This is a genomic window from Candidatus Pantoea bituminis (assembly GCF_018842675.1).
Taxonomy (GTDB): domain Bacteria; phylum Pseudomonadota; class Gammaproteobacteria; order Enterobacterales; family Enterobacteriaceae; genus Pantoea; species Pantoea phytostimulans.
The window spans coordinates 1,374,602-1,395,115 of the sequence record NZ_JAGTWO010000004.1 but is presented as its reverse complement, the minus strand read 5'-3'; the positions used below and the strand labels follow the sequence as shown (position 1 = coordinate 1,395,115).

Here is a 20,514-nt window from a genome sequence, read left to right as displayed (position 1 = left end):
CTAAATTTACTGCGCTTTCGGTTCGCCCATGCTTTTAATCTTTTTCGACAAATCACGACGTTCTTTCGACAGATCGGCGTTTTTAATGATGTATTCGTCAACGCGATCTTCATAGTCAACGCGCATGCTGGCGATGATTTCCTGAATCGCCTCAATGCTCATGCCGGGTTTAATGTATTCACTCAGGTTGTCCAACAGCAGCACACGCTTCTGGTTGTCACGAATTTTCTTTTCGTTGTCGTGAATTTCACGCTGCAGTTTGTTCTTGCGGCGGAACATACGTACGAACTCCAGTACGTCCTGAAATGATTGCTTGGCATTTTCCATGATGGCACCTTTCTTTGAGCCTGCTGTCGCAGGAGAGAGTCAAAACGATCAGCTTAGCGGCTAGCCAGCCTTGTAAGCAATTTTCACAGCTAAATTCAGACTGGCTCTTATCTTAGCGCAAAGAAAGCGGGTTTCACATTAAGTCATTGTCTGAGGTGATTATTTGCGCAGCGCCAAACGCAGTAAATCATTCATCCTTTCCAGCTGTTTCGCCAGCTCCAGACTGATCCAGACGTAGCCGTAAATCGGCGTCTCCTCAACTCTTTCACTGCCTGCATCGGCAATTAACTGCTTCAATTCACGCGTAATCTCTGCCAGCTCATGACTGGTGGCGATCACCTCTTCGGTTTCACCGCATACCGCCAGGCGCGACAGCGCGCGCAACGCGTTTTCCGTCATCTGCTGGGTGCGGCGTAACGTCGGTGCGTTCAGTAAGATCAGATGGCTTTCACGCGATGCCCACCACGCATTGATCTGCATTTCAACGGTGTACACCATATTACGGTTGATGGTTTGAATCGCTTCAAACACCGATTTGGGTATCCGCGTCTCTTTACTGGAAGGCTCCAGCAAGGCACGCATCTTGATAATCGTGGTGAGTAATTTTCCAAGCGGCTTATTCAGGCGTGGTTTCTCCACCAGATTAGGCGAGAAGCCAGCATGATAAATAGTGGCGATCTTCTCCAGCGAATCTGACAGCTGAATGCGCCAGTGCATGTAGGCGCGCTGTGCCCAGATAGCGCTGAACAGCAGCGCCAGCAGCGACCCGAGAATCACATCGCCCCCGCGCCACAGCGCCACAGTGAAGTCACCCGCTGGAGCCCCTACCACCACGCTAAGCGTAATACCAATTAGCAACGCCATGTAAGGATGTTTACCCAGCGTGAGATAGCCGCAGACAAACATCACAACGCCGCACCAGACCAGCATCACCGGCAGTGAAACCAGCTCCAGCTTTAGCGCAATCAAACCCGATATTGACCCGGCAAAGGTGCCGCAGATGCGTTGTATGGCACGCGGGAAAACGTTGCCCCACGTCGAGATAGGCCCCATCACCACCACTAAGGTGATCAGCGGCCAGGTTCCTTCAGGAATACCGGTCATGCGTACAAACAGAAAAGTCAGTAAAAAAGCGATAGCGATGCGCACGCCATGCACGCTGCGGTAATGGCGGTAGAACCAAAATTCGAGTTTCGATATGGGCTTATCAGGGCGCAAAACGGCTTTCCAGCTGTTGGATCATTTCGTGCCTTATTCTAACCCTTAGATTTGCTAAGGCTTAGCGACACTTCTACATTTCAAAACAGTTTTGACGTTTACTTACAATAATCAACAAACAGATTACATACACAAACCAACCATAAAACAAACGAGTAACTGTTTATTTGAGTTTCGCTTTTTATTTAACATTGCTAAAGGAAGCATCATGAAAAAAGAGCCAAAACCCTGCCGGGAGTCACGCGACGGCAAGTGTTGACGTGGTCTGCGCTAGGCGTTGCCGCCAGCGTGAGCCAGGCCGCCGATGCCGTGTCGTTGAAAGGATCGCCCGGCTGGACGCCGTTTAGTGACAACCCGCCTGAAACCTTTGATCAACAAGGATGGCTGTTTTTCACCGATGAAGAAGCCCGCACGGTAGAAGCGCTGGTAGACCGCTTGATCCCCAACGATGAACTGAGCATTGGCGGTAAAGAAGCAGGTTGTGCCGTGTTTATTGATCGCCAGCTCAAGGGGTATTACGGCACGTTCGAGCGCCTTTACATGGAAGGCCCTTTCCAGAAAGGCACTAGCGAACAGGGCGACCAATCCGCTTTGGTGCCGCAGCAGCGTTATCGTCAAGGTTTAGCCGCACTCAATCGCTATGTGCAAACCACCTCGCAGAAAAACTTCGTTGACCTAACGCCAGAACAGCAAGACGCGCTGCTGCACGATATGGAAGCAGGTAAAGTGCATTTTGATGGGTTCGATGCCCAATCGCTGTTCCTGGAAGTGTTGAATAACACCATGGAAGGCTTTTTTGCCGACCCGATTTATGGCGGTAACAAAGAGATGGTGTCGTGGAAAATGCTGGGATTCCCAGGCGCGCGTTATGACTATCGCGACTATATCGAGCGACATAACGAAGACTTGCACCTTGAACCGATCAGCATTGCGCAATGGAAAGCGAAAGGATAAATCATGAAAAAATTGCCTAAAACAGACGTCGTGGTGATTGGACTCGGCTGGGCGGGTTCGATCATTGCCAATGAACTGGCGGATGAAGGACTGGACGTGATCGGTATTGAACGCGGGCCGTGGCGCGATACCGCACGCGATTTTAACATCGGCACCGTCACGGATGAGTTGCGCTATGTGATGCGCGAAGAGTTAATGCTGCGCACCAAACAAAATACCTGCACCATGCGCAATAATCCGTCACAAACGGCCTTACCGATGCGCACCTGGGGATCGTTTCACCCCGGCAACGGCACGGGCGGCGCGGGTAACCACTGGGCTGGGATTACCTTCCGCTTTCAGCCCCACGAGTTCCATCTTAAATCTTACCTGACCGATCGTTACGGCGCTGCCGCGATGCCTGATGAGCTGGTGCTGCAAGACTGGGGGACAACCTGGGAAGAGATGGAGCCGCATTATATGCAGTTCGAGCGTGTGGCGGGCACCTCAGGACGCGCAGGCAATATTAATGGCGACGTGCGCGAAGGCGGGAATCCGTTTGAAGGGCCGAGGTCAGGTGAATACCCTACGCCTCCGCTGCGCCAGCCTTATGGCCCAACGCTGTTTGCAGATGCCGCCAAAAATCTTGGCTATAAGCCTTTTCCGGTGCCCTCTTCGCTGGTTTCCGAAGCTTATACCAATCCCTATGGCGTCACGATGGGCCCATGCACCTTCTGCGGCTTTTGTACCAACTACGGCTGCGCTAACTATTCAAAAGCCAGCGCCATTACCACGATATTGCCAGCACTGATGCGTAAACCGAATTTCACCGCCTACACCAGCTGCGAAGTGTTGGAAGTGCTGACCGATTCCAGCGGTAAAAAAGCCACCGGCGTGACCTATATCGACTCTTCTGGCGATAAATGGGAGCAGCCTGCTGACATTGTCATTGTCGCGGCCTTTACCTTTGAAAATGTGCGACTGATGCTGCTTTCTGGCATTGGCGAAGCCTACGATCCGGTCACTAATAAAGGCACTACCGGGCGCAACTACGCTTACCAAACTGCCAATGGCGTAACGCTGTTTTTTGATAACAAGAACTTCAACCCCTTTATCGGGGCGGGTGCGGTTGGCATGGGCATCGACGAGTTCAATAACGATAACTTCGATCACAGCGGCCTTGGCTTCTTTGGCGGCGGCAGTATTCGCGTCACGCCGATTGGTGCCGCGCCGATTGGTAACCGCCCTTTACCGCCCAACACACCGAAGTGGGGATCGAAGTGGAAGCAGACGCTGAAAGATAACTACCTCAGCACCATGTCGATTGGCTGTGAAGCCAGCAGCTACACCACGCGCACCAACTATTTGTCGCTGGATCCCAACTACAAAGATCCGCATGGTCGCCCGCTGCTGCGCATCACCTTCGACTTTGCGCAAAACGACCTGAAGATGGCGCAGTACTGCACCAACAAGGTAGCGGAGATTGCTAAGTCGATGAACCCGCGTGAAATGATCGTCAAGCCGATGACCGGACACTGGAGCAGCGTGCCGTATCAATCTTCCCACGTAGTAGGTGGATTCATCATGGGTGCCGATCCGCGCACCAGCTCGGTGAACAAACATCTGCAAGTGTGGGATGTCCCGAATCTGTTTGTGGTGGGCGCCTCGGCTTTTCCGCAGAATCCCGGTTACAACCCCACAGGCACCGTCGGCGCGCTGGCTTTCAAAGCGGCCCACGATATTCGTCAGTACTATTTAAAACGTCCGGGGAGATGATCAGCGCATGAAAACATCACCGCTTCTCTCCGCCGCTGCCTTGCTGATGGCGCTGAGCTTTAATACCCAGGCGCAGCCGGAGTATGATCAAATCGCCCGTGGCAATTACATCGCCACGTTAGGAGATTGTACGGCGTGCCACACCAGCAATGAACAACAGCCTTTTGCCGGTGGCGTAAAGTTACAAACGCCGTTTGGTGTGCTGGTGGGCGCTAACATCACACCAGACCGCGAAACCGGCATTGGTAACTGGAGCTACGATGATTTTCGTCGCGCCATGAATGAAGGTGTAGGCCACAACGGTAAACGCTTGTATGGCGCAATGCCGTTTACTGCCTACACCAAAATGTCGGAAAAGGATTTGCAAGATTTGTGGGCATGGATGCAAACGCTGCAACCGATCGATCATCCGGTTGAAACCAATCAATTGCCCTTTCCGTTCAACATCCGCACCAGTTTGCTGTTCTGGAACTGGATCAACTTTACCCAAGGTGAGTTCAAGCCCGATCCGAACAAGTCAGCGGAATGGAATCGCGGCGCGTATCTGGTGGAAGGGCTGGGCCATTGCGGCACCTGTCATACGTCGAAAAATCTGTTAGGTGGAGACAAAAGTGATCTGCTCGGCGGCGAAGTGGTTGAAGGCTGGTATGCGCCCAATCTTACCGCTAGCGATCACCGCGGTTTAGGTAAGTGGACACAGCAGGATATTGTCAGTTATTTGCGTACCGGCGTGAATCGTTTTGATATTGCTTCCGGGCCGATGGCCGATGCGGTGCGCCACTCTACGCAACACTGGCATGAAGACGATCTCAATGCGGTTGCGGTTTACCTGAAAGAAGGTGAAAAAAGCGACGAGGAGAAACCTGAGCCGCTGGCGGCAAGTGATGCACGCATGAAAATGGGTGCCACTATTTACGAAGCCAAATGTTCAGCCTGTCACAGCCCTGGCGGGCGTGGTGAGAAAAATATCTTCCCGCAACTTGCAGATAATCCACTGCTTAATCAAGCAGATGCTACCTCACTGATGCGCGTGGTGCTTGCAGGAAGCCGTGGCGTAGAGACCGATGTCCGTCCAACTGCACCTGCAATGCCCGCGTTTGCCGGAACCTTAAGCGATGAGAATATCGCAGCGGTGCTGACTTACATCCGCAACAGCTGGGGTAATGCTGCGTCGCCGGTCGAGGCCGGAGACGTTAAAAAGATGAAGGAGAGCTTGCAATAACCGCCAGTAATAACCTGAAAGCGCAATATAAGAAGGGCAGCCGTTTGGCTGCCCTTTTACATTATCTTCACTCAATTATTTTTTAACCGGAATGTAGAGATCAACGTCCCAGACGCCGCTTTGCGAACCATCGTTAAGATAGTGATCAAAACAAGGACGATCATCTACCTGCCAGCCGCTGGTCGGCAACCATTGCTCAAACAATGTCAGCCAGTGTTTAGCAAAGTCGCCGTCTTCCACAATCACGCGCGCCACCGCATATTTGCCCCCGCCAGCACGCCTTTGTGCGGTCCATTTTCAGCGGCTGGCAAATCGTAATCAGCCTCTACACCAATCACGGTATCGATTTCCAACTGCGATGCCGCAACTTTATTGGGATTACCGTGGTAAATCCCCATCCATTCGCCGCTGATCCCTTGCTGCCCGGCCCATGCCGTTAAGCGTGTAAATCCTTCTGGCGCGGTCTCTTCAAAAGGCCCAACCAGGTGAAAACCGACCCAAGGCGTTGCGGTACGTTCTACAATTTTAACGTCCATCTCCTCTCCTCTGTTTGTGGCTTTAGATGCGCCCACTCTGCCACAGCAGCCTGCGGCGCACCTTGCGTTATGCCACAAACGCGGTTCAGAGCTTCTGTTTCAGATAATCTTTGATGCGCGTAATGATGCCAGCTTCATCAACTGCTTTTAGCGTAACCAGCGGATAACTCGCCAGTTGTTTATCTTTATCCATCACCTGAATCTCGCCGACCACTTCATTGGCTTTGAGCGGCGCATCGAGCTCATTGCGATTGAGAACGTATTTTGCTTTCACATTCTTAATTTCGCTGCGCGGTAATGAGAGGTAAACGTCATTCGCAGTGCCGACATCAACCTGATGCGGATTGCCATACCAGACGTTTTCACTGCCAATTTTCTTACCCGCATGGAACAGTTGTACGGTATCAAACGTATTTTGGCCCCAAACCAGCAGCTTACGCGCCTGCTCTTCGCGCCCTTTTGGGCTTTTGCCGCCCATGACGACCGCGATCAACCGATGTTTTCCCACCACGTTGGAAGCGATAATATTAAAACCCGCCGTTTCAGTGTGACCGGTTTTCAGACCATCAACATGCAGGTTGTTATCCCACAACAGGCCGTTACGATTATTTTGCGTAATGCCGTTAAAGGAGAGCGTTTTCTCGCTGTACATGGCATAAAAATCGGGTTCACCATCGATAATGGCCCGTGAAAGCTTTGCCATATCCAGCGCGCTAGAGAACTGACCTGGCGCATCCAAACCGTGCACCGTTTCAAAATGCGTATTCTGTAAACCGAGCTTGTCGACATAGTGATTCATCATCTTGACGAAGCTCTCTTCGCTGCCCGCCACGTAATCGGCCAGCGCCACGCAGGCGTCGTTCCCAGAATCGATGATGACGCCGCGACTTAAATCCCGCACGCTTACCTTGTCGCCAGGCTTAAGGAACATCAGTGATGAACCTTTGAAGACCGGATTGCCCGCCGCCCATGCGTCTTTACCGACGGTTACGATGTCATCACGCGTAATTTTCTTTTGATCGATAGCGCGATCGACGACGTAGCCGGTCATGAGTTTGGTCAGGCTGGCAGGATTGCGGCGCTCGTCAGGATTTCCGGCGGTCAATACCTGTCCCGTGGTGGCATCCATTAAGACCCATGAAGCCGCATCAACGGCAGGCGGCGTCAGAGGAAACGGCATGTCGTCGGCGTGTGCCAGCGATGCCCAAAAAACAGTAGCAGTTACAGTGATCAACAGACGCCTTTTCAACACTTCATCCTTAATTGCATAAATGGGTTACGAAACAGAACAGCCGCACGTTTTACGGCAAAAGCATTGAGAAGGTTTAATTAAATTGAAAAAAAGTATGATCGCAGCGACCTGCCTCGCATCGCACAGCGACGCAGTTGTGCTGACGGACGCAGGAGACTATCCTGAGCACTGGTTTTTCCTCTATACAGGACAACGATGTGCCCTCGGATTTAACTTTTCTGTTTCACGATTATAGGAAATTGCAGCTAAGCATCTGTATTAAATATAAATAAAAATACTTATTTTATTTTATGTACTTACATTTGTACTTAAACTTGGTCTGCTTTTCATCATACGAAAGATGATGTGACGTCTGTGAATCTTCAACTGATTACTGAAGAACAAAAATAAACAATTTTTGAATATCTCTATATATTAAAAAGGTAAAAAAGGAGCCTGTTAAGCTCCTTTTTTACTTTTTATGTACATATTTTATTTATAACTTACTAGCATTTTACTTAGCTCGATCCGCCAAATTTTGCTGATAAGTGTTTATCGCTTCATCCACTAAGGAAATTGGATAGTGAGCGTTCAAAGGTATGTTTGAAGGGCATTTTATTTTTTCTAATCCTCTTTCACATCTGAGCTTTTCACACCAATGCCAAAGTTCATCAACTGATAGCCCTTCAAGTTCTAATTCCAGCAGCCTTTGCGATACAGTTCTAAACTTAGATAAATCTCTAAGGCTAGCAATTGAATTCACCTTAAGTTCTACTTCTTCAACCCTAGATTCAAGAGCCTCTCTTCTTTCCACTTCCATAGCAAAAAGGGTAACAGCTTGCTGTAGACTATTAGCAAGCGTGCTAATTTCTGACCGTCCCTTTACTATCGGTGGCGGGTAAATGCCAAACTCTCGAATCGATGGTAAGACCTTATGAAAGAGCCATCTTTGAAATTTCTTACCAGCAGGCGTAATGTCTTGTGCAAGCACACGGTAAAGACCAGGTTCCGCTAAGAATGTTTCTGAGATAGTGGCGCCTTCAACAACAAGGGGTAGGTTCTTAAATTCATCATCATCCAAGGTGGCTACAACAGCTTGAAGCAAAGTAGCCATGCGAGCCGTGGGCCTTCCATCCATTTTTCTATTTTCAGCAGAAAGCGTTCTTATTACATCAGAAAGCGACACATAAAGTTGACCATTGTCATTTATGCTTCGAATGTAACTATCTCCGCAATCGCCCTCATAACAAAGCTGCATTAAATTTTTATCCATAACTCCCCCTTTGTTTTTTGGATTATACCCAGGGCACGTTCATTGTCATGGAGTGATAAAGAAATAGCGAAGATAAACTTCTCTTTCAACACGTAGCTCAAAGAAAACAGTTTAATCGGCCGTATTGACGGTTACAGGTAGGTTGAAGCAAAGTAAGAATCATATTCAAGCTAATTCAAAATTCATTATATAATCGGCCAATATTCATTCTGCACGCACAGAATTTCGAACGTAACCCTTCCTAAAATTGTTACCTCTTCAAGTGACTCACCTTCAATTGCCTCACCATCCTCTGTGATGATTGCATAATCAAAGTATTTACCGATCCCTTTCATGCCAAGGAAGCTATAAGCAACCTTGTCACCTACTCGAAAGGTAGCGTTACGATTAATCATTACATAGCCATCAGCACAGTCGGTGATGTAGCAGCCCTCATTTTGTTGGACGATCTTATCCAGAGGCTGCTTGAGAAAAGTCACCTCGCAACGGGAAGGTCCGAGAACCTTGTTGTGTATGCTGGCGATAACATCTCGCGTTTCATTGCCCACGATTTCTGAATGCCCTGACCTGCAAACCATAGTTTCGCCTTCCCGCTTTGATTGAGACCGTCAACAACACGCATCAGCGCTTCGCTGTTGGCCTGTGGTTTGTATTCATCAAACAGATTGAGCTGAGCCACACCCTGGCTAAAGAAGTCGCCCAGCATCACTCCAGCCTTCATGTAGCGATGTCCGTCCAGCCATATGCGGTCAAGCATTTCCATGGCAACCCGGACAATGTCACGCGTATCGTTGGATGGCGTGAGCAGCTTACCTATCGCCTGATTACCATAAAATGTTTCATTAACCGCATGAGGACTGGTACGTACAAATACCCCAATCTGACGGCAATATTGTCTTTCCTGACGCAGCTTCTCCGCTGCTCGTTCTGCATATGCACATATGGCCTGGCGCATTTCAATGTAATCACTGATGCGGTTACCAAATGATCGGGAACAAACGATTTGCTGTTTTACTGGCGCAAACTCTTCCAGTTCCAGACAAGGTTCGCCGCGCAATTCCCGCACGGTTCGCTCCAGTACGACGTTAAAATGCTTACGGATAATCCAGGTACTTTGCTCAGCCAAATCTTTAGCTGTAATGATGCCCATCGCGTTAAGCTTTTTACTTATCCGTCTCCCTACCCCCATACGTCCTCAACCGGAACCAGCGCCATTAATTTTTTCTGGCGATCAATGTTCGACAAATCGACAACGCCGCCTGTCTTGCTCCACTTTTTCGCAGCATGATTTGCCAGCTTTGCCAGTGTCTTGGTCTGTGCGATGCCGACTCCAACGGTGAGGTGCGTGTCCCGAAGTACCCGCGCTCTTACCTGTCGCCCGAAATCTTCGAGAACCATGCAGTTCCTAACGCCGGTCAGGTCCATAAATGCCTCGTCAATTGAATAAATTTCTACGGACGGAGCCATTTCCTCAAGCGTTGTCATAACGCGGTTCGACATGTCTGCATAAAGCGCATAGTTCGAACTGAACACCTGAACCTTATGCTTACGTAATTCGTCTTTAAGCTTAAAAAAGGGATCGCCCATTTTGATGCCGACTTTCTTTGCCTCTGCACTGCGGGCTATCACGCAGCCGTCATTGTTGGAGAGTACAACAACAGGCAACCCCTTCAGGTCAGGTCTGAACGCTGTTTCGCAAGATGCATAAAAGCTGTTCACATCCACCAGCGCGAACATGATCAGTGCGTCGGTTTAATTACAAACGTGACGACACCAAATACCTCAAGAGCATCTTCAGTCTTGATGGCAATAGGTTTAAACCGGGTGTTCATGGGGACAAGCTGAATAGAGGGATGAAGCTGGAGGCGCTTAACGGTGAATTCCCCGCCAACGCTGGCAACAATAATATCGCCATGGCTCGCTGTAATTGAGCTGTCAACGACGAGCATATCGCCGTCACTGATACCAGCATCAATCATAGAATCCCCGCTGACCTTAAGGAAGTAGGTTGCGCTAGGGCGGTTGACTATCAGTTCATTTAAATCGAGTTTGTGGTCTACGTAGTCTTCTGCCGGAGACGGGAAACCGCATGGCACACGCTCAATATAAAGTGGCAAGTGCATCATGGAGCTGATTTCGGCGGGTCTAAAAGTTTCATACATACCTCCCTATAAAATAACTGTATATAAATACAGTAATATTAAGTGGTATGTTTTATCAAGCGAGACGGGGATTTTTTTAATCGAAGGGGTTAATCTGGAGATAGAGGCAGCGAGTGATAAAGCTTTGATCACTCAACCCGTAAGCCTGCTCAGACAGGAACGGTATAATCATTGCACAGTCGTCGGGGCTTTTGATGCCCCACCAACCGCTAAATCACTCACATCACATAATCCATACAAAGAGATTTTCTTATCAAAATCTGGCGATTAGTATCATCCAGTAACGCACAGCAAGTGTTGCGAACGATAAGACAAAGACACCTCTTAGCCCGCCATGTGCGGGCTTTTTTGTGACTAACGATCCAGCACCCGCACCGCAGATTCAATTGCTTTTACCATCAACTCTGTTCTTTCCTCTCCCTTATGCGCCAGCGCGGTTCTCAGCGCATCGGCTATTACCGTTTGCTTAGAATCAACACCAAAATCATGCAGTGTGAACACCATATCGCCTACTACGCGGCACATTTCATCGTAGAGTTCGTCTGCTTCGTTTGAGTACATAACCCACCCCGCTCGCTTTTCGACCAAATCACGATATCACGTTCTGTTATGGCGGGTTTCTTGTGGCCTCATAAAACTCTGCATAATTCTGACTTTCATTTCTCTAACAAAATATAAAGCGAAGTCGGGAAGGTTTAGTGTTTAGCTGTGCAGGTTATGTGTGTGTTTTCATCTAAATAGATGACCCGGTGTCCATACCGGGCTTTTTTATTTCTTCGGGCTGCCTCTCTGGTTTACGTGAGCTTGATATTTAATTACTCACCCCGTAAGCCTGCTCAGACAAAAGCAAAACTCTCACTGCCCGGTCGCCATGCATTTTCATGGCTAATAATTGACCATGTACTTTACTGGGGTCACGGATGAAATTTGTTGGTGAACATTGCCACACCCGCCTACGCGGGTTTTTTATATCCGCGGTTTCAGACGGCTAATATGTACGGAATTCAAAGTTAATCCGGACCCTCTTATTGGTCTGGTTGCTCTACTTTGCCCCTCCGGCTTATTGCTCCACCTTTACGACCGGCTTCAGCCGCACGCCTGGTGTCATTCTTAAAATTTCCACCGCTGACTTTACCGCCTTTACTACCCGCTTCTTTAGCTCGCTCAGGATTTTCCGCAAAGTTACCAGTTCCACCACGATGTGCAGTCATTGTTTCTCCCGTCTCGGTTAGATAAATCCCTATAAGCATAGAATCATTTCTTACCCTTAGCGTTTATGTATGTGTATTAAGATTTTTGCCACGTGCGTGTGGAATGGCAGAGATGTAACGGTAATAACCGAGCCACTGATGCTTCTCTAATTTGAAGGCTTTGCAGGCCACTGCACATCAGGCGCATCACTTAAGTCAGTGTCATTAAGCACGTCGATATAATCCATCCATGCATTGAGTGATGCAGACTCTTTATCGCTAAGCTTACGGCCCATGAGCAACTTAGTTTGCCAGACGGTAATCGCCTGCGTAGCCTGATCAACAAGAGCTTGCTTATCGTTCTCAGCCAGAGCCTTATAATCCGGTTCTGGTATTTTCTCCAGCCGCGGTCCCGACTCATCGAATACGCCATAAAAACCATCAGGAGGATTGAAATATTCTTTGTAATTCTCTGCGCTAATATTCTGAAGGTCGTCAGGTAATAAGCCAGCTAATTCGTATATATCGAGATTCTCTACAGGATAGAAACCTTTTGTTTTTATGCTGTATTTATAATCCGTATATTGGACTGGCTCATAGCCTTTGCTTTCTAATTCAGGTGTATCTGTCATTTTTCTAAACCTTAAGCTGAAAGGAAGCCTGTCGCTATCCAGTTAATCCTGGTCGCGCCTGTCTGCACACTGCCGTCCATTTTTCTGCATCGGACATCGAAGCTTGTAGTTTCAAGTCGTCGGGTAGTAACTGACCCCGTGAAGGCGTCAAAATCACCGCTACATGCCATCACGGCACCTAATGCAGTAAAGGCCAACGGATAACTGATAGTGGCGTCTCCGTTTGAATTCGCAGTAATTACCGTTGTGTACATCTGGATAATGAAAAATCCTCCCGCTACGGGTATTTGCACACGGTTTCCTGAAGCTGCTGTAAACCCCATAGCAGCAGCGGATGCTTTAGCCGCAGTAGCACTGACCCACGATATGATATTGGCGCTGTTTATGTTTTTACCATTCATATCTAATGATGCGCCTGTGCCCATGTATATAGGCGCAACCAGATCAATACCCCCGTTAGCGGTTAGTTTACCCGTTAGTGCGCCCCCAGAAATAGGCAAAGCCCCTACATCAACAGCGGAGGGTTTATTGTTCTGGCCATATGATCCCGCCCACCCTGTCCATGGACCGTCAGAACCATTCCAGGTGCCACTCAAATATCTTGTATAAATAGTCCCGTTATTATGAAAAGCGGATTGCTGAGTGCCATTTGGCCCCCACATAACTAATATCGTCCCAATAAATCCATTAACTGGATATCCTTTTGCAGTCGTTGCCGCAGAAGCACCACTCACTCCGTAATGGCCTAAATCTCTGAGCGAGTTCGGAGAATCACTCGAAGATAAATTATTCTTAATTTGGTATGCGGAAGCTATGTCCGCAGTAAGCTTCGATAAACTACTTATTGTTACACTCGTGCCATCTGGCGCGGTCAGCGTCACATTTCCGGCTCCGGTCATAATCTGCTGCCAGCCATCCATCTGTGACTGGTAATAGCTCAACTGAGCAGCCAGGCGTCGCGCAAAGTCAGGAACTGAGTCGGTATAGAAAGACAGGATGGCGTAAGCCTGCCCCGCAGCAATCGTCCCGGGTGACGTCTTGAGCGTCAGCTTAGTTGCGCTGGTTACACTCGCAATCTCATATATCTTAACCGTGCCAGAACCGGGAATAAGCAGAGCCTGACCTGCACCAATCGACTGTTTGTTATCCAGCCAGTTTGTACCTGTGCCTGTTACTGTCGTTCCTGATACGGCAATCGTGCCGGTGGTATACCATGCCATTTACTTTTCTCCGGGCAATAAAAAACCCGGCACAATGGCCGGGCTGGATTATTTATATTTCAATTCAAATGAATATACAGATCGTTATGATCTAAATCATTCATTTAAATACAAATGAATTAGGTGTTCTTATATGAGCCAGACTAGATTAACAGAAAGCGAATATGAAAAAGATTATTACACTTGCTGTAATTACTCTGGCTTTAGCCGGGTGTGCATCAGGCACGCCGCCTGTTTGTTATAACAAGGCCAATATTGCAAATCACGCTTATGACATACCCGTGTTTAAAACAGAGAACGGAAGATATCTTGCCGGTTATCCTTTCCACACATGGACAAATAAATCTGAGTTTGTCGATACCGCTGAGTGCGACAGGTTAAACCCCTAACGCCTGCCGGTAATAGGCATCGTAATAATTGCACTCAGTGTAACCTATCGTTCCGGCCACCCATGTTGGTGGCCTTGAAGTCCCGTTATAAGTCGTTTGCTGGTACCTGTCATTTGCTGTGGCCGCGTAATTACCTGCTGAGTTCATGCCCCCACTGGCACATTCAAACCATTGAGTTCCGACAGAAGGAAAGCTCGGGTCGCTAGGCTGAAATAAGCAGCTTGTAACTCCATTAGTTGAAGCAAGAGGCACAGAGGAAGTAATCGTTCCACCGTTCAGGATACTCATCCGCAGGGGCAGGCAGTTACTGTGCCATACCATTTTGTCCGCGCCGCCGTTGTAAAGAAAGAATCCCCAGTTAGGTATATTCACCAGCATCTTTGCAAATAAATAAATTCTGCACGGCTGCATGGGAAATAAGCCCGTATTACCCCTGAACTGTAATGCCCAGTATCCGTTCTGATTTATTTCATTCCACCACACATGATCGTAACTATTATTCGTTGCGCGATGAAAAGCAATCATCGGGACCGAAGCCGGAATACTGGTTTGCAGAACCTGATTGTACGCCGGGGTCAGGTCGATTACCTGAACCAGATTATAGGGCGTAAAGTCAGGAGCCAGCTTCAGTGTTCTCGGGTTCGTACTGTTATCATAAAGAGTAAAGCCAAAATATTTGGAACTGTCTGAACCGGGTGCCGGTGTGGCCGTAACCATAATTTTGCAGGCATTCGCCACGTTCCATGAGACGGTCTGGCCGCTGACGGAAACGTTATAGCTTCGGGCATCAGTGCCTACAGCCGAGAACGTATTCATCAACGCCGCGCTAATTACAAAGTTCGGATACAGATAGGTTTTACTTCCGGCACCTGAAATAGTTGTGATATCAACCACGAAGTTGAATGACATTGAAGCAAGGACATCAAATGATGTCCCCTTGATGAAAGTCTGAAGTCCAAAACTCATAGTCTTCTACCCATGACGGCAGCGGGATTATTATTTTCGTCGTAAGATACGATACGTATATTCGTCTGAACCATCCTCCCCTCACCGGCCACAGAGCCGTTATTTTCAAACGTTCCATTTTTATCAAGCCGCCATCCTGTGGTGCTGGCTACATAGTTAGTAGACTGAATGTAGTTCCCGATCATGGCGTTTGTTATCCAGCCCTCACCTATGAAAGCCTGACTAATAAACACCTGGCCGTTCTGTACGGTAAACGGGGAGTAAAAATTCTGCCCGGCAGCGGACATTATTGAAAAGCGGTCAGCAAGAAAGAGAACCTGCGATTGCATTCCCTCTGGCGTGCTCTCAACACCGATGCCCATTCCCGCAGCGTACTGCCTGCCGTTCTGATCGACGGCGACCTTAATTGAATACTGGGCTGAAAGCTTACCGTCGAGAGTCGCCATAGCTGAAGACGTTTCCTGAACAATAGCCGAGTTGTCATCAACGCTTGCCTGTACCTGGCTGAACTTCTCCGCATAAGCCATATCATTGGTCACAATGGTTTTATTGGTCTCAATGATTTCGGCTTTGCGGTTCCCGTCCTGCGCGCGCCAGCGCTGGATATCGGCATCGTTGGCAAGGGAGTTTTCAATATCAGCCCAGTACATGGCTTCTATCGCGTCGATACTGGTATCAACTTTTGATATCAGCTGCTTCCCGGCATCCGACTCAAGAACTTTATCAACGATATCACCCAGAATATCGTCAACGTCTACGCTGGACATTCCACGAACCCAGTCGGTAAACCCGCTTTCGTTACCGGTCTTATCTACCAGCTGTGCCCGGTACCAGAAAATTTGCCCTGCTTTAAGGCCCATTTGCTGATATTTACGAGACGGATAAGGAACGTCAGCCAGCAACATTGGTGAAGCACCATCTGCCGTCAGGCTGTACTGAATTTCGGTTTTCAATGTGTCCCCGGTGTTGGCCGGGAATCCCCAGTTGAGTTCAATACCAAAGATCACATTTTCCGATGCAGTGAAGCCAACCGGCTTTGGCGGATTGCCGACTTTACCTGTCAGTGTTTTTTCTGTTGAGTAACCCCATCCAGAAGAAATTTCAGCCGCATTAATTGCCCGCACCCGCACCAGATAGCGACCGGCATAAATGCTCGGGACCTCAAACGAGGCGGTTGATGAACGCGCAACATTGATCCAGTTGCCATCATTACGACGCCACTGCGCTTCATAAGCAATGGCATTGGCTACCGCATCCCATTGCGCTCGCATCGTTTCGATACTGATGCCCTGCTGAACGACTGAGTATGAGTCGATGATGATATTAGATGGCGGAGCCTGATTACCGGGAGGGATAACACTTACAGGCCGCTCATCAATAACTGCACCGGTATCTATACGTGCGTACTTATCAGGGTCATGTGCCGCACCGGTGATTGTGAATGTTCCGTCATCGTTTTCAGTAACCGTTGTAACCCTGTATTGCTGTGCATAAAGCTCACTGGATTCCACTACCCATACGCATTCAGCTTCAGGCGTCTCTGAAAAAGCTGTCGTGACTGCCACAACCTCACCAGAAACCGACTGGATTGTACGGCCCTGCGCCGCACCGCTGGGCAGGTTGACCATAAGCCGGTCTCCTGCAACAGCATCAGGAACTCTGTCCATTGTCAGAGAACGCCCATTCACTGAACGGATACGGCCTCCTGCCACTCTTCCTGATAAGTTTTGGTCTGCAACCGCAATGATATGGCCCGGCTGAGGTATGTCACCATCAAGCCCTACGCTGAAAGAAACAACGCGGTCTTTATTGTCGGTGAGAATACCCCAGCGCCCTTTTCGGTTTGCCTCTGACTGACGTGTGCAGCCAATAGCCGTAACTTCAAGCTGGTTGAAAACCTTATAGCGGCTGACAAGGTCCTTCTCGAATACTGGTTCCATTGCGTCTGCATAGCCGTTATCAGGGTCGGAATAGGAGACCAGTGCAGATGTGTAGCGTGTCTTGGTTGTGCTGCTCTGATAGGCAAATTCGCCGTCAACGACGTTGGCATTCGTAAAGCTGTAATCAACATCTCGTGGCATGTCAGCCAGAGCTACTATCTGATCACCACCCCAGTAGGTCATGCCACGGAAAATGGCCGCAAAATCTCGCATAACTGTATAGGCATCATTTCGGGTCTGTACATAAACATCGCACTTGTAACGAGGCTCTGTTCCGCTACCTCCCTTTCCATCAGGAACCATTTGATCGCAATACTGTGCAACCTGATACAGCGACCATTTATCGATATTTGCGGCAGTTAGCCGGTCACCTAAGCCAAACCGGTCTGAAACAACAATGTCATAGAAAATCCATGCAGGATTGTCTGTCCAGGCCCATCTGAACGAGCCAAGCCAGGTACCGGAATAAGAACGGCTAGATGGATCGTAATTATCCGGCACACGAATAATACGGCCTTTAGGTTCACAGGTGATTTGCGGGATACTGCCGTTGAATTGACTTGAATCGAATTCTATATAAAGAAGTGCGGTATTAGGGTATCTGAGCTTGGCGTCAATGACCTCGGTGTAGCTCTGGATCGACATCGTATCGCCAATTTTGGCGCTGTTTGCATCAGCAGTAATTTTACGCACACGCACGGTCCATGTGCTGCCTGCATGCGGTAAATCAATACGGTGACTACGTTCGTAACCAGTTGTAGTCTTACCGGTAACTGCGGTACTGATAACAGTAACCCAAGAGCCGCCATCAGTCTGAAGGTCCACTGCGTAACTGATAGAGTTACCAACCAGATCGCCGTCATCTTCCTGCTTGAAAATCGAAGGCCATTTGAGTCGCAGACGAATAGCTGAAAGCTGAGTGTTAGTGAATGTATGTACCCACGCTGTCGAGCTGGATACCTCTGTTCCGACAGATATTTCGTTTTCGGTACCAGGTATACCCTGAATATAATTTTGGGCCTGAGTTCCGGCTCTAAACTCCCATGTTACCCCACTGAAATTCTGAGAGCCGTCTTCGTTTTCTATAGCAGTGCCATCAAGGTAAATTTGTTTACCAGTAAGACCGCCGTAAAACTCACCTTCACCAAGCGCAAGAAGGATTTTGGCTTTCGCTACAGACTGGAGGTCGTCTGGCTGTTCGGTAGGCGTTCGTGATTCTGATGAGCCGCCCTTGCGGCCTTTGATAGCGTTAGCTTTAGCCATATTCTGCTCATAAAAAAGCCCGCCGAAGCGAGCCTTAAAGATTGTTAGGGTTCAGGTATTTACTGCTGGTCTTCTACGTAAATGCCCGCAGAGATAATCGCACCACCGATGCGACGCTGACCGTAAAGAAGAGGAACAGGATAACCTTGTGCAGCAGTATTTGTCGGGCTACCAAAAGCGTAAGAAGCCCTGTTATCCACATCCTGTTTACTTGCCAATCCTGCGGTTTGTGGAGACAAGAGCTGTATAACACCACCAGCCATCATCGAAACGCCTAAACTAGTAATGGCACCACCAACACCAACACCAGCAATTGTCCAGCTTGTAAATGCGCTAATCACTACGCCTACCACGACCAACACAGCACCTAATATGGTTTGTAGAGCACCTGCACGCTTGCTGCCGATTACGACGGGGACTATTTTGATAACCTCTTTCGTTACCGGGAAACCAAGATCATCTTCCCCTAGATTCTGCTTCCCACGGAAAACCGCATATGTTATTCCGCGTTTTTTACTTGTTCTCATAAAGGCACCAAATCCATCAACCGTTGCGGATAGTGCTATGGTCGCTTCATGAACTTTACTGATTAGCCTGTTATGAACTCTTCCAAATGTTTTACCCAAAACACCGAAAAGATGTATTTCAGTCATTTGTTCTTTCATTCTTCACCCAATAAAAAACCCGCCTAAGCGGGTAAATTCAAATTGATGATGTGGGTCTTATGTCTAGACCAGTATTAGTATTACCTGTAATCCTGAAGTATTGAGTTTCACCATCTTTTATTTCTATAGATGATTCTTTGAATGGCTTATCTGAGCCAACAGAACACAATCCATTACCGTACTTATCACCTTTAAACCCTAGTATGTGGCGACCTTCTGGAACTTGGATTGTGATTGTTTCAGAGGTATCCATTCTTGCTATATCTTTTCCGTCAATAATAGTCATGACGTAGCATCCACCCCCGGCCATCCACCCACTATCACGCGTTATGGTGATTTTCGATGTTCCGGTTTCGTTATAGAAGACTCTGTCTTTAGGGACTTGCTTTGCTTCCTGAGAGCTTACCTGTGATGTAGAGCATGCTGAAAGGGTCATTACAGCAATAGCTAAAAATATTTTTTTCATAATGACATCCTTAATTTACTGATAATTCCTTGGCGCGGCTATAAGCATATTCATAAACCACATCTGAGATACACAAGCAAATCACTTCAACACCAGTTTCAACCTCATTCAAAACTTCAATTATGTTATCATCAAATTCTTTTTTGAGCGAGCAATACTAAAATGCACCACGTCAGCCTCCAGTTCATTATTAGGTACATGATCTGGGGACTTTCCTTTAACTACACATAGATAGAATTCAATAGCATTATGGTGAGCCTTTACTCTTAGATTCTTACCGTTCTTGTGCTTATCCATTACCTATCCTTCACATCAGATTTTGATTATTGTCTTAAATACTTTTAAAGGTAAATAATTTCAAGAAATATCTATGATGTTAAAGTATTTATTAACTAAAATTGTGTGATATGCCGGACAGCTTTCATAGTACGTTCCTGCCAGTAGCCTCCGTAGGGAATACGGCTACTAACGCGCCCATAGAGGTGGTGAAGCATCATATTACCTTCCAGCAAGATGCCTGCATGATTCCACTTATTAGACTGAACCTGCATGATCATCATGTCACCGGCCTGTGTTTCTCCAGTGAATTCACGAAACCCGCAATCGTACCAGTTTTCCTGATAAAAATTTTCGCTGTACTGATCCTCCCACCACGGATAATCAACCCGGTAATCCGCTAATTCAATGCCATAAGTCTGCCTGAAATAGCTCATTACTAAACCCCAGCAGTCTGAATGTCCAAGCACGAAAGGACGGCCTATAAGAGGCAACTCTTCACGTGGCTGTATGGTGCGAAGGTCTCCTTCCGGCCAGCTGATGATATGCCAGGGAACACCGTGCGCGTCGCACTGCGCTTCATCCAGCAGGCTGGGACGTGTTGTTGCATCAGGATGGCTGTGAACAATTGCGGTAATAGTTCCCCAGTCTTCTGCCAGCGAATAATCTTCCGGGGAAAGGTTAAACTGTTCTTTGGGTTCAGGTGCCAGATTTCGGCAGGGGAAATAACGCTCGACCCGGCTTTTCTGCGCCACCACACCACAGCACTCACGAGGGTACTCAGCAGCGGCGTGCGCCATAATGGCACTGATTGTTTTTTGTCGCATGG

Annotated in this window: 21 protein-coding genes and 1 pseudogene; 4 read left to right on the top strand and 18 right to left on the bottom strand. The window is 48.2% G+C overall.

Features of this window, described 5'->3' with window-relative positions:
- Positions 1–6 precede the first annotated feature (6 nt).
- Together tmaR and KQP84_RS10290 are read right to left on the bottom strand one after the other, a co-directional pair.
- Positions 7–327 carry a PTS system regulator TmaR gene (gene tmaR, locus KQP84_RS10295; RefSeq protein ID WP_215846430.1) on the bottom strand — a complete coding sequence of 107 codons (321 nt, stop codon included), beginning with the start codon at positions 325–327 and terminating at the stop codon, positions 7–9.
- 159 nt (positions 328–486) lie between these two features.
- Positions 487–1,545 (bottom strand): FUSC family protein, encoded by a 1,059-nt coding sequence (locus KQP84_RS10290; protein ID WP_215846428.1) that lies wholly within the window; start codon positions 1,543–1,545, stop codon positions 487–489.
- Positions 1,546–1,797: 252 nt separating this feature from the next.
- Between KQP84_RS10290 and KQP84_RS10285 the strand changes: the two genes are divergently transcribed.
- Genes KQP84_RS10285 through KQP84_RS10275 form a run of 3 tightly spaced genes read left to right on the top strand, consistent with a single transcriptional unit; the run spans position 1,798 to position 5,476 of the window.
- Positions 1,798–2,499 carry a gluconate 2-dehydrogenase subunit 3 family protein gene (locus KQP84_RS10285; protein WP_309140146.1) on the top strand — a complete coding sequence of 234 codons (702 nt, stop codon included), beginning with the start codon at positions 1,798–1,800 and terminating at the stop codon, positions 2,497–2,499.
- On the top strand, positions 2,500–4,254 hold the full coding sequence (locus KQP84_RS10280) for a GMC family oxidoreductase (RefSeq protein ID WP_215848248.1): 1,755 nt from the start codon (positions 2,500–2,502) through the stop codon (positions 4,252–4,254).
- 7 nt (positions 4,255–4,261) lie between these two features.
- Entirely contained in the window at positions 4,262–5,476 is a 1,215-nt protein-coding gene (locus KQP84_RS10275) for a cytochrome c (protein ID WP_215846427.1), read from the top strand.
- A gap of 75 nt (positions 5,477–5,551) precedes the next feature.
- Here KQP84_RS10275 and KQP84_RS25325 read toward each other — a convergent pair whose 3' ends face one another.
- The 11 genes and pseudogenes from KQP84_RS25325 to KQP84_RS10225 all read right to left on the bottom strand — a co-directional run bounded on the left by KQP84_RS25325 (position 5,552) and on the right by KQP84_RS10225 (position 13,720).
- Positions 5,552–5,722, bottom strand: a complete 171-nt coding sequence (locus KQP84_RS25325) for a GyrI-like domain-containing protein (RefSeq protein ID WP_309140145.1) — start codon at positions 5,720–5,722, stop codon at positions 5,552–5,554.
- On the bottom strand, positions 5,719–6,012 hold the full coding sequence (locus KQP84_RS25320) for a GyrI-like domain-containing protein (protein WP_252515253.1): 294 nt from the start codon (positions 6,010–6,012) through the stop codon (positions 5,719–5,721). The genes KQP84_RS25325 and KQP84_RS25320 overlap by 4 nt, the downstream gene beginning before the upstream one ends.
- 85 nt (positions 6,013–6,097) lie before the next feature.
- Positions 6,098–7,261 (bottom strand): serine-type D-Ala-D-Ala carboxypeptidase DacD, encoded by a 1,164-nt coding sequence (gene dacD / locus KQP84_RS10265; protein WP_215846425.1) that lies wholly within the window; start codon positions 7,259–7,261, stop codon positions 6,098–6,100.
- Between the two features lie 496 nt (positions 7,262–7,757).
- A complete protein-coding gene (locus KQP84_RS10260; RefSeq protein WP_215846423.1) occupies positions 7,758–8,516 on the bottom strand; it encodes a BRO-N domain-containing protein in 759 nt (252 codons plus the stop codon).
- A 185-nt stretch (positions 8,517–8,701) separates the two neighbouring features.
- Positions 8,702–8,911 (bottom strand): hypothetical protein, encoded by a 210-nt coding sequence (locus KQP84_RS10255; protein ID WP_215846422.1) that lies wholly within the window; start codon positions 8,909–8,911, stop codon positions 8,702–8,704.
- Positions 8,912–8,991: 80 nt separating this feature from the next.
- A pseudogene (locus KQP84_RS10250) lies at positions 8,992–10,253 on the bottom strand (Y-family DNA polymerase).
- 2 nt (positions 10,254–10,255) lie between these two features.
- A complete protein-coding gene (umuD, locus tag KQP84_RS10245; protein WP_215846420.1) occupies positions 10,256–10,678 on the bottom strand; it encodes a translesion error-prone DNA polymerase V autoproteolytic subunit in 423 nt (140 codons plus the stop codon).
- Between the two features lie 354 nt (positions 10,679–11,032).
- On the bottom strand, positions 11,033–11,239 hold the full coding sequence (locus tag KQP84_RS10240; RefSeq protein ID WP_215846418.1) for a DUF2767 family protein: 207 nt from the start codon (positions 11,237–11,239) through the stop codon (positions 11,033–11,035).
- Between the two features lie 464 nt (positions 11,240–11,703).
- Entirely contained in the window at positions 11,704–11,889 is a 186-nt protein-coding gene (locus tag KQP84_RS10235) for a con-10 family general stress protein (RefSeq protein ID WP_215846416.1), read from the bottom strand.
- 146 nt (positions 11,890–12,035) lie between these two features.
- Positions 12,036–12,500 (bottom strand): tail fiber assembly protein, encoded by a 465-nt coding sequence (locus KQP84_RS10230; RefSeq protein ID WP_215846415.1) that lies wholly within the window; start codon positions 12,498–12,500, stop codon positions 12,036–12,038.
- Positions 12,501–12,511: 11 nt separating this feature from the next.
- Positions 12,512–13,720, bottom strand: coding sequence for a pyocin knob domain-containing protein (locus KQP84_RS10225; protein WP_215846412.1), 1,209 nt, complete (start codon positions 13,718–13,720; stop codon positions 12,512–12,514).
- Between the two features lie 164 nt (positions 13,721–13,884).
- Between KQP84_RS10225 and cor the strand changes: the two genes are divergently transcribed.
- On the top strand, positions 13,885–14,109 hold the full coding sequence (cor, locus tag KQP84_RS10220; protein WP_215846410.1) for a phage exclusion lipoprotein Cor: 225 nt from the start codon (positions 13,885–13,887) through the stop codon (positions 14,107–14,109).
- On the opposite strand, the gene KQP84_RS10215 is transcribed toward cor, so the two are convergent.
- The 5 genes from KQP84_RS10215 to KQP84_RS10195 all read right to left on the bottom strand — a co-directional run bounded on the left by KQP84_RS10215 (position 14,098) and on the right by KQP84_RS10195 (position 20,512).
- A complete protein-coding gene (locus KQP84_RS10215) occupies positions 14,098–15,075 on the bottom strand; it encodes a hypothetical protein (protein WP_215846408.1) in 978 nt (325 codons plus the stop codon). The genes cor and KQP84_RS10215 overlap by 12 nt on opposite strands.
- Positions 15,072–18,278: a TipJ family phage tail tip protein gene (locus KQP84_RS10210; RefSeq protein ID WP_215846407.1), complete on the bottom strand. Its 3,207-nt coding sequence runs from the start codon at positions 18,276–18,278 to the stop codon at positions 15,072–15,074. Before KQP84_RS10210 ends, KQP84_RS10215 begins: the two co-directional genes overlap by 4 nt.
- Positions 18,279–18,337: 59 nt before the next feature.
- Positions 18,338–18,943 (bottom strand): tail assembly protein, encoded by a 606-nt coding sequence (locus tag KQP84_RS10205; protein ID WP_215846405.1) that lies wholly within the window; start codon positions 18,941–18,943, stop codon positions 18,338–18,340.
- A 37-nt stretch (positions 18,944–18,980) separates the two neighbouring features.
- Complete coding sequence (locus KQP84_RS10200; RefSeq protein ID WP_215846404.1) at positions 18,981–19,409, bottom strand: hypothetical protein; 429 nt, start codon at positions 19,407–19,409, stop codon at positions 18,981–18,983.
- Positions 19,410–19,801: 392 nt separating this feature from the next.
- Complete coding sequence (locus KQP84_RS10195; protein ID WP_215846402.1) at positions 19,802–20,512, bottom strand: C40 family peptidase; 711 nt, start codon at positions 20,510–20,512, stop codon at positions 19,802–19,804.
- Positions 20,513–20,514: the final 2 nt, after the last annotated feature.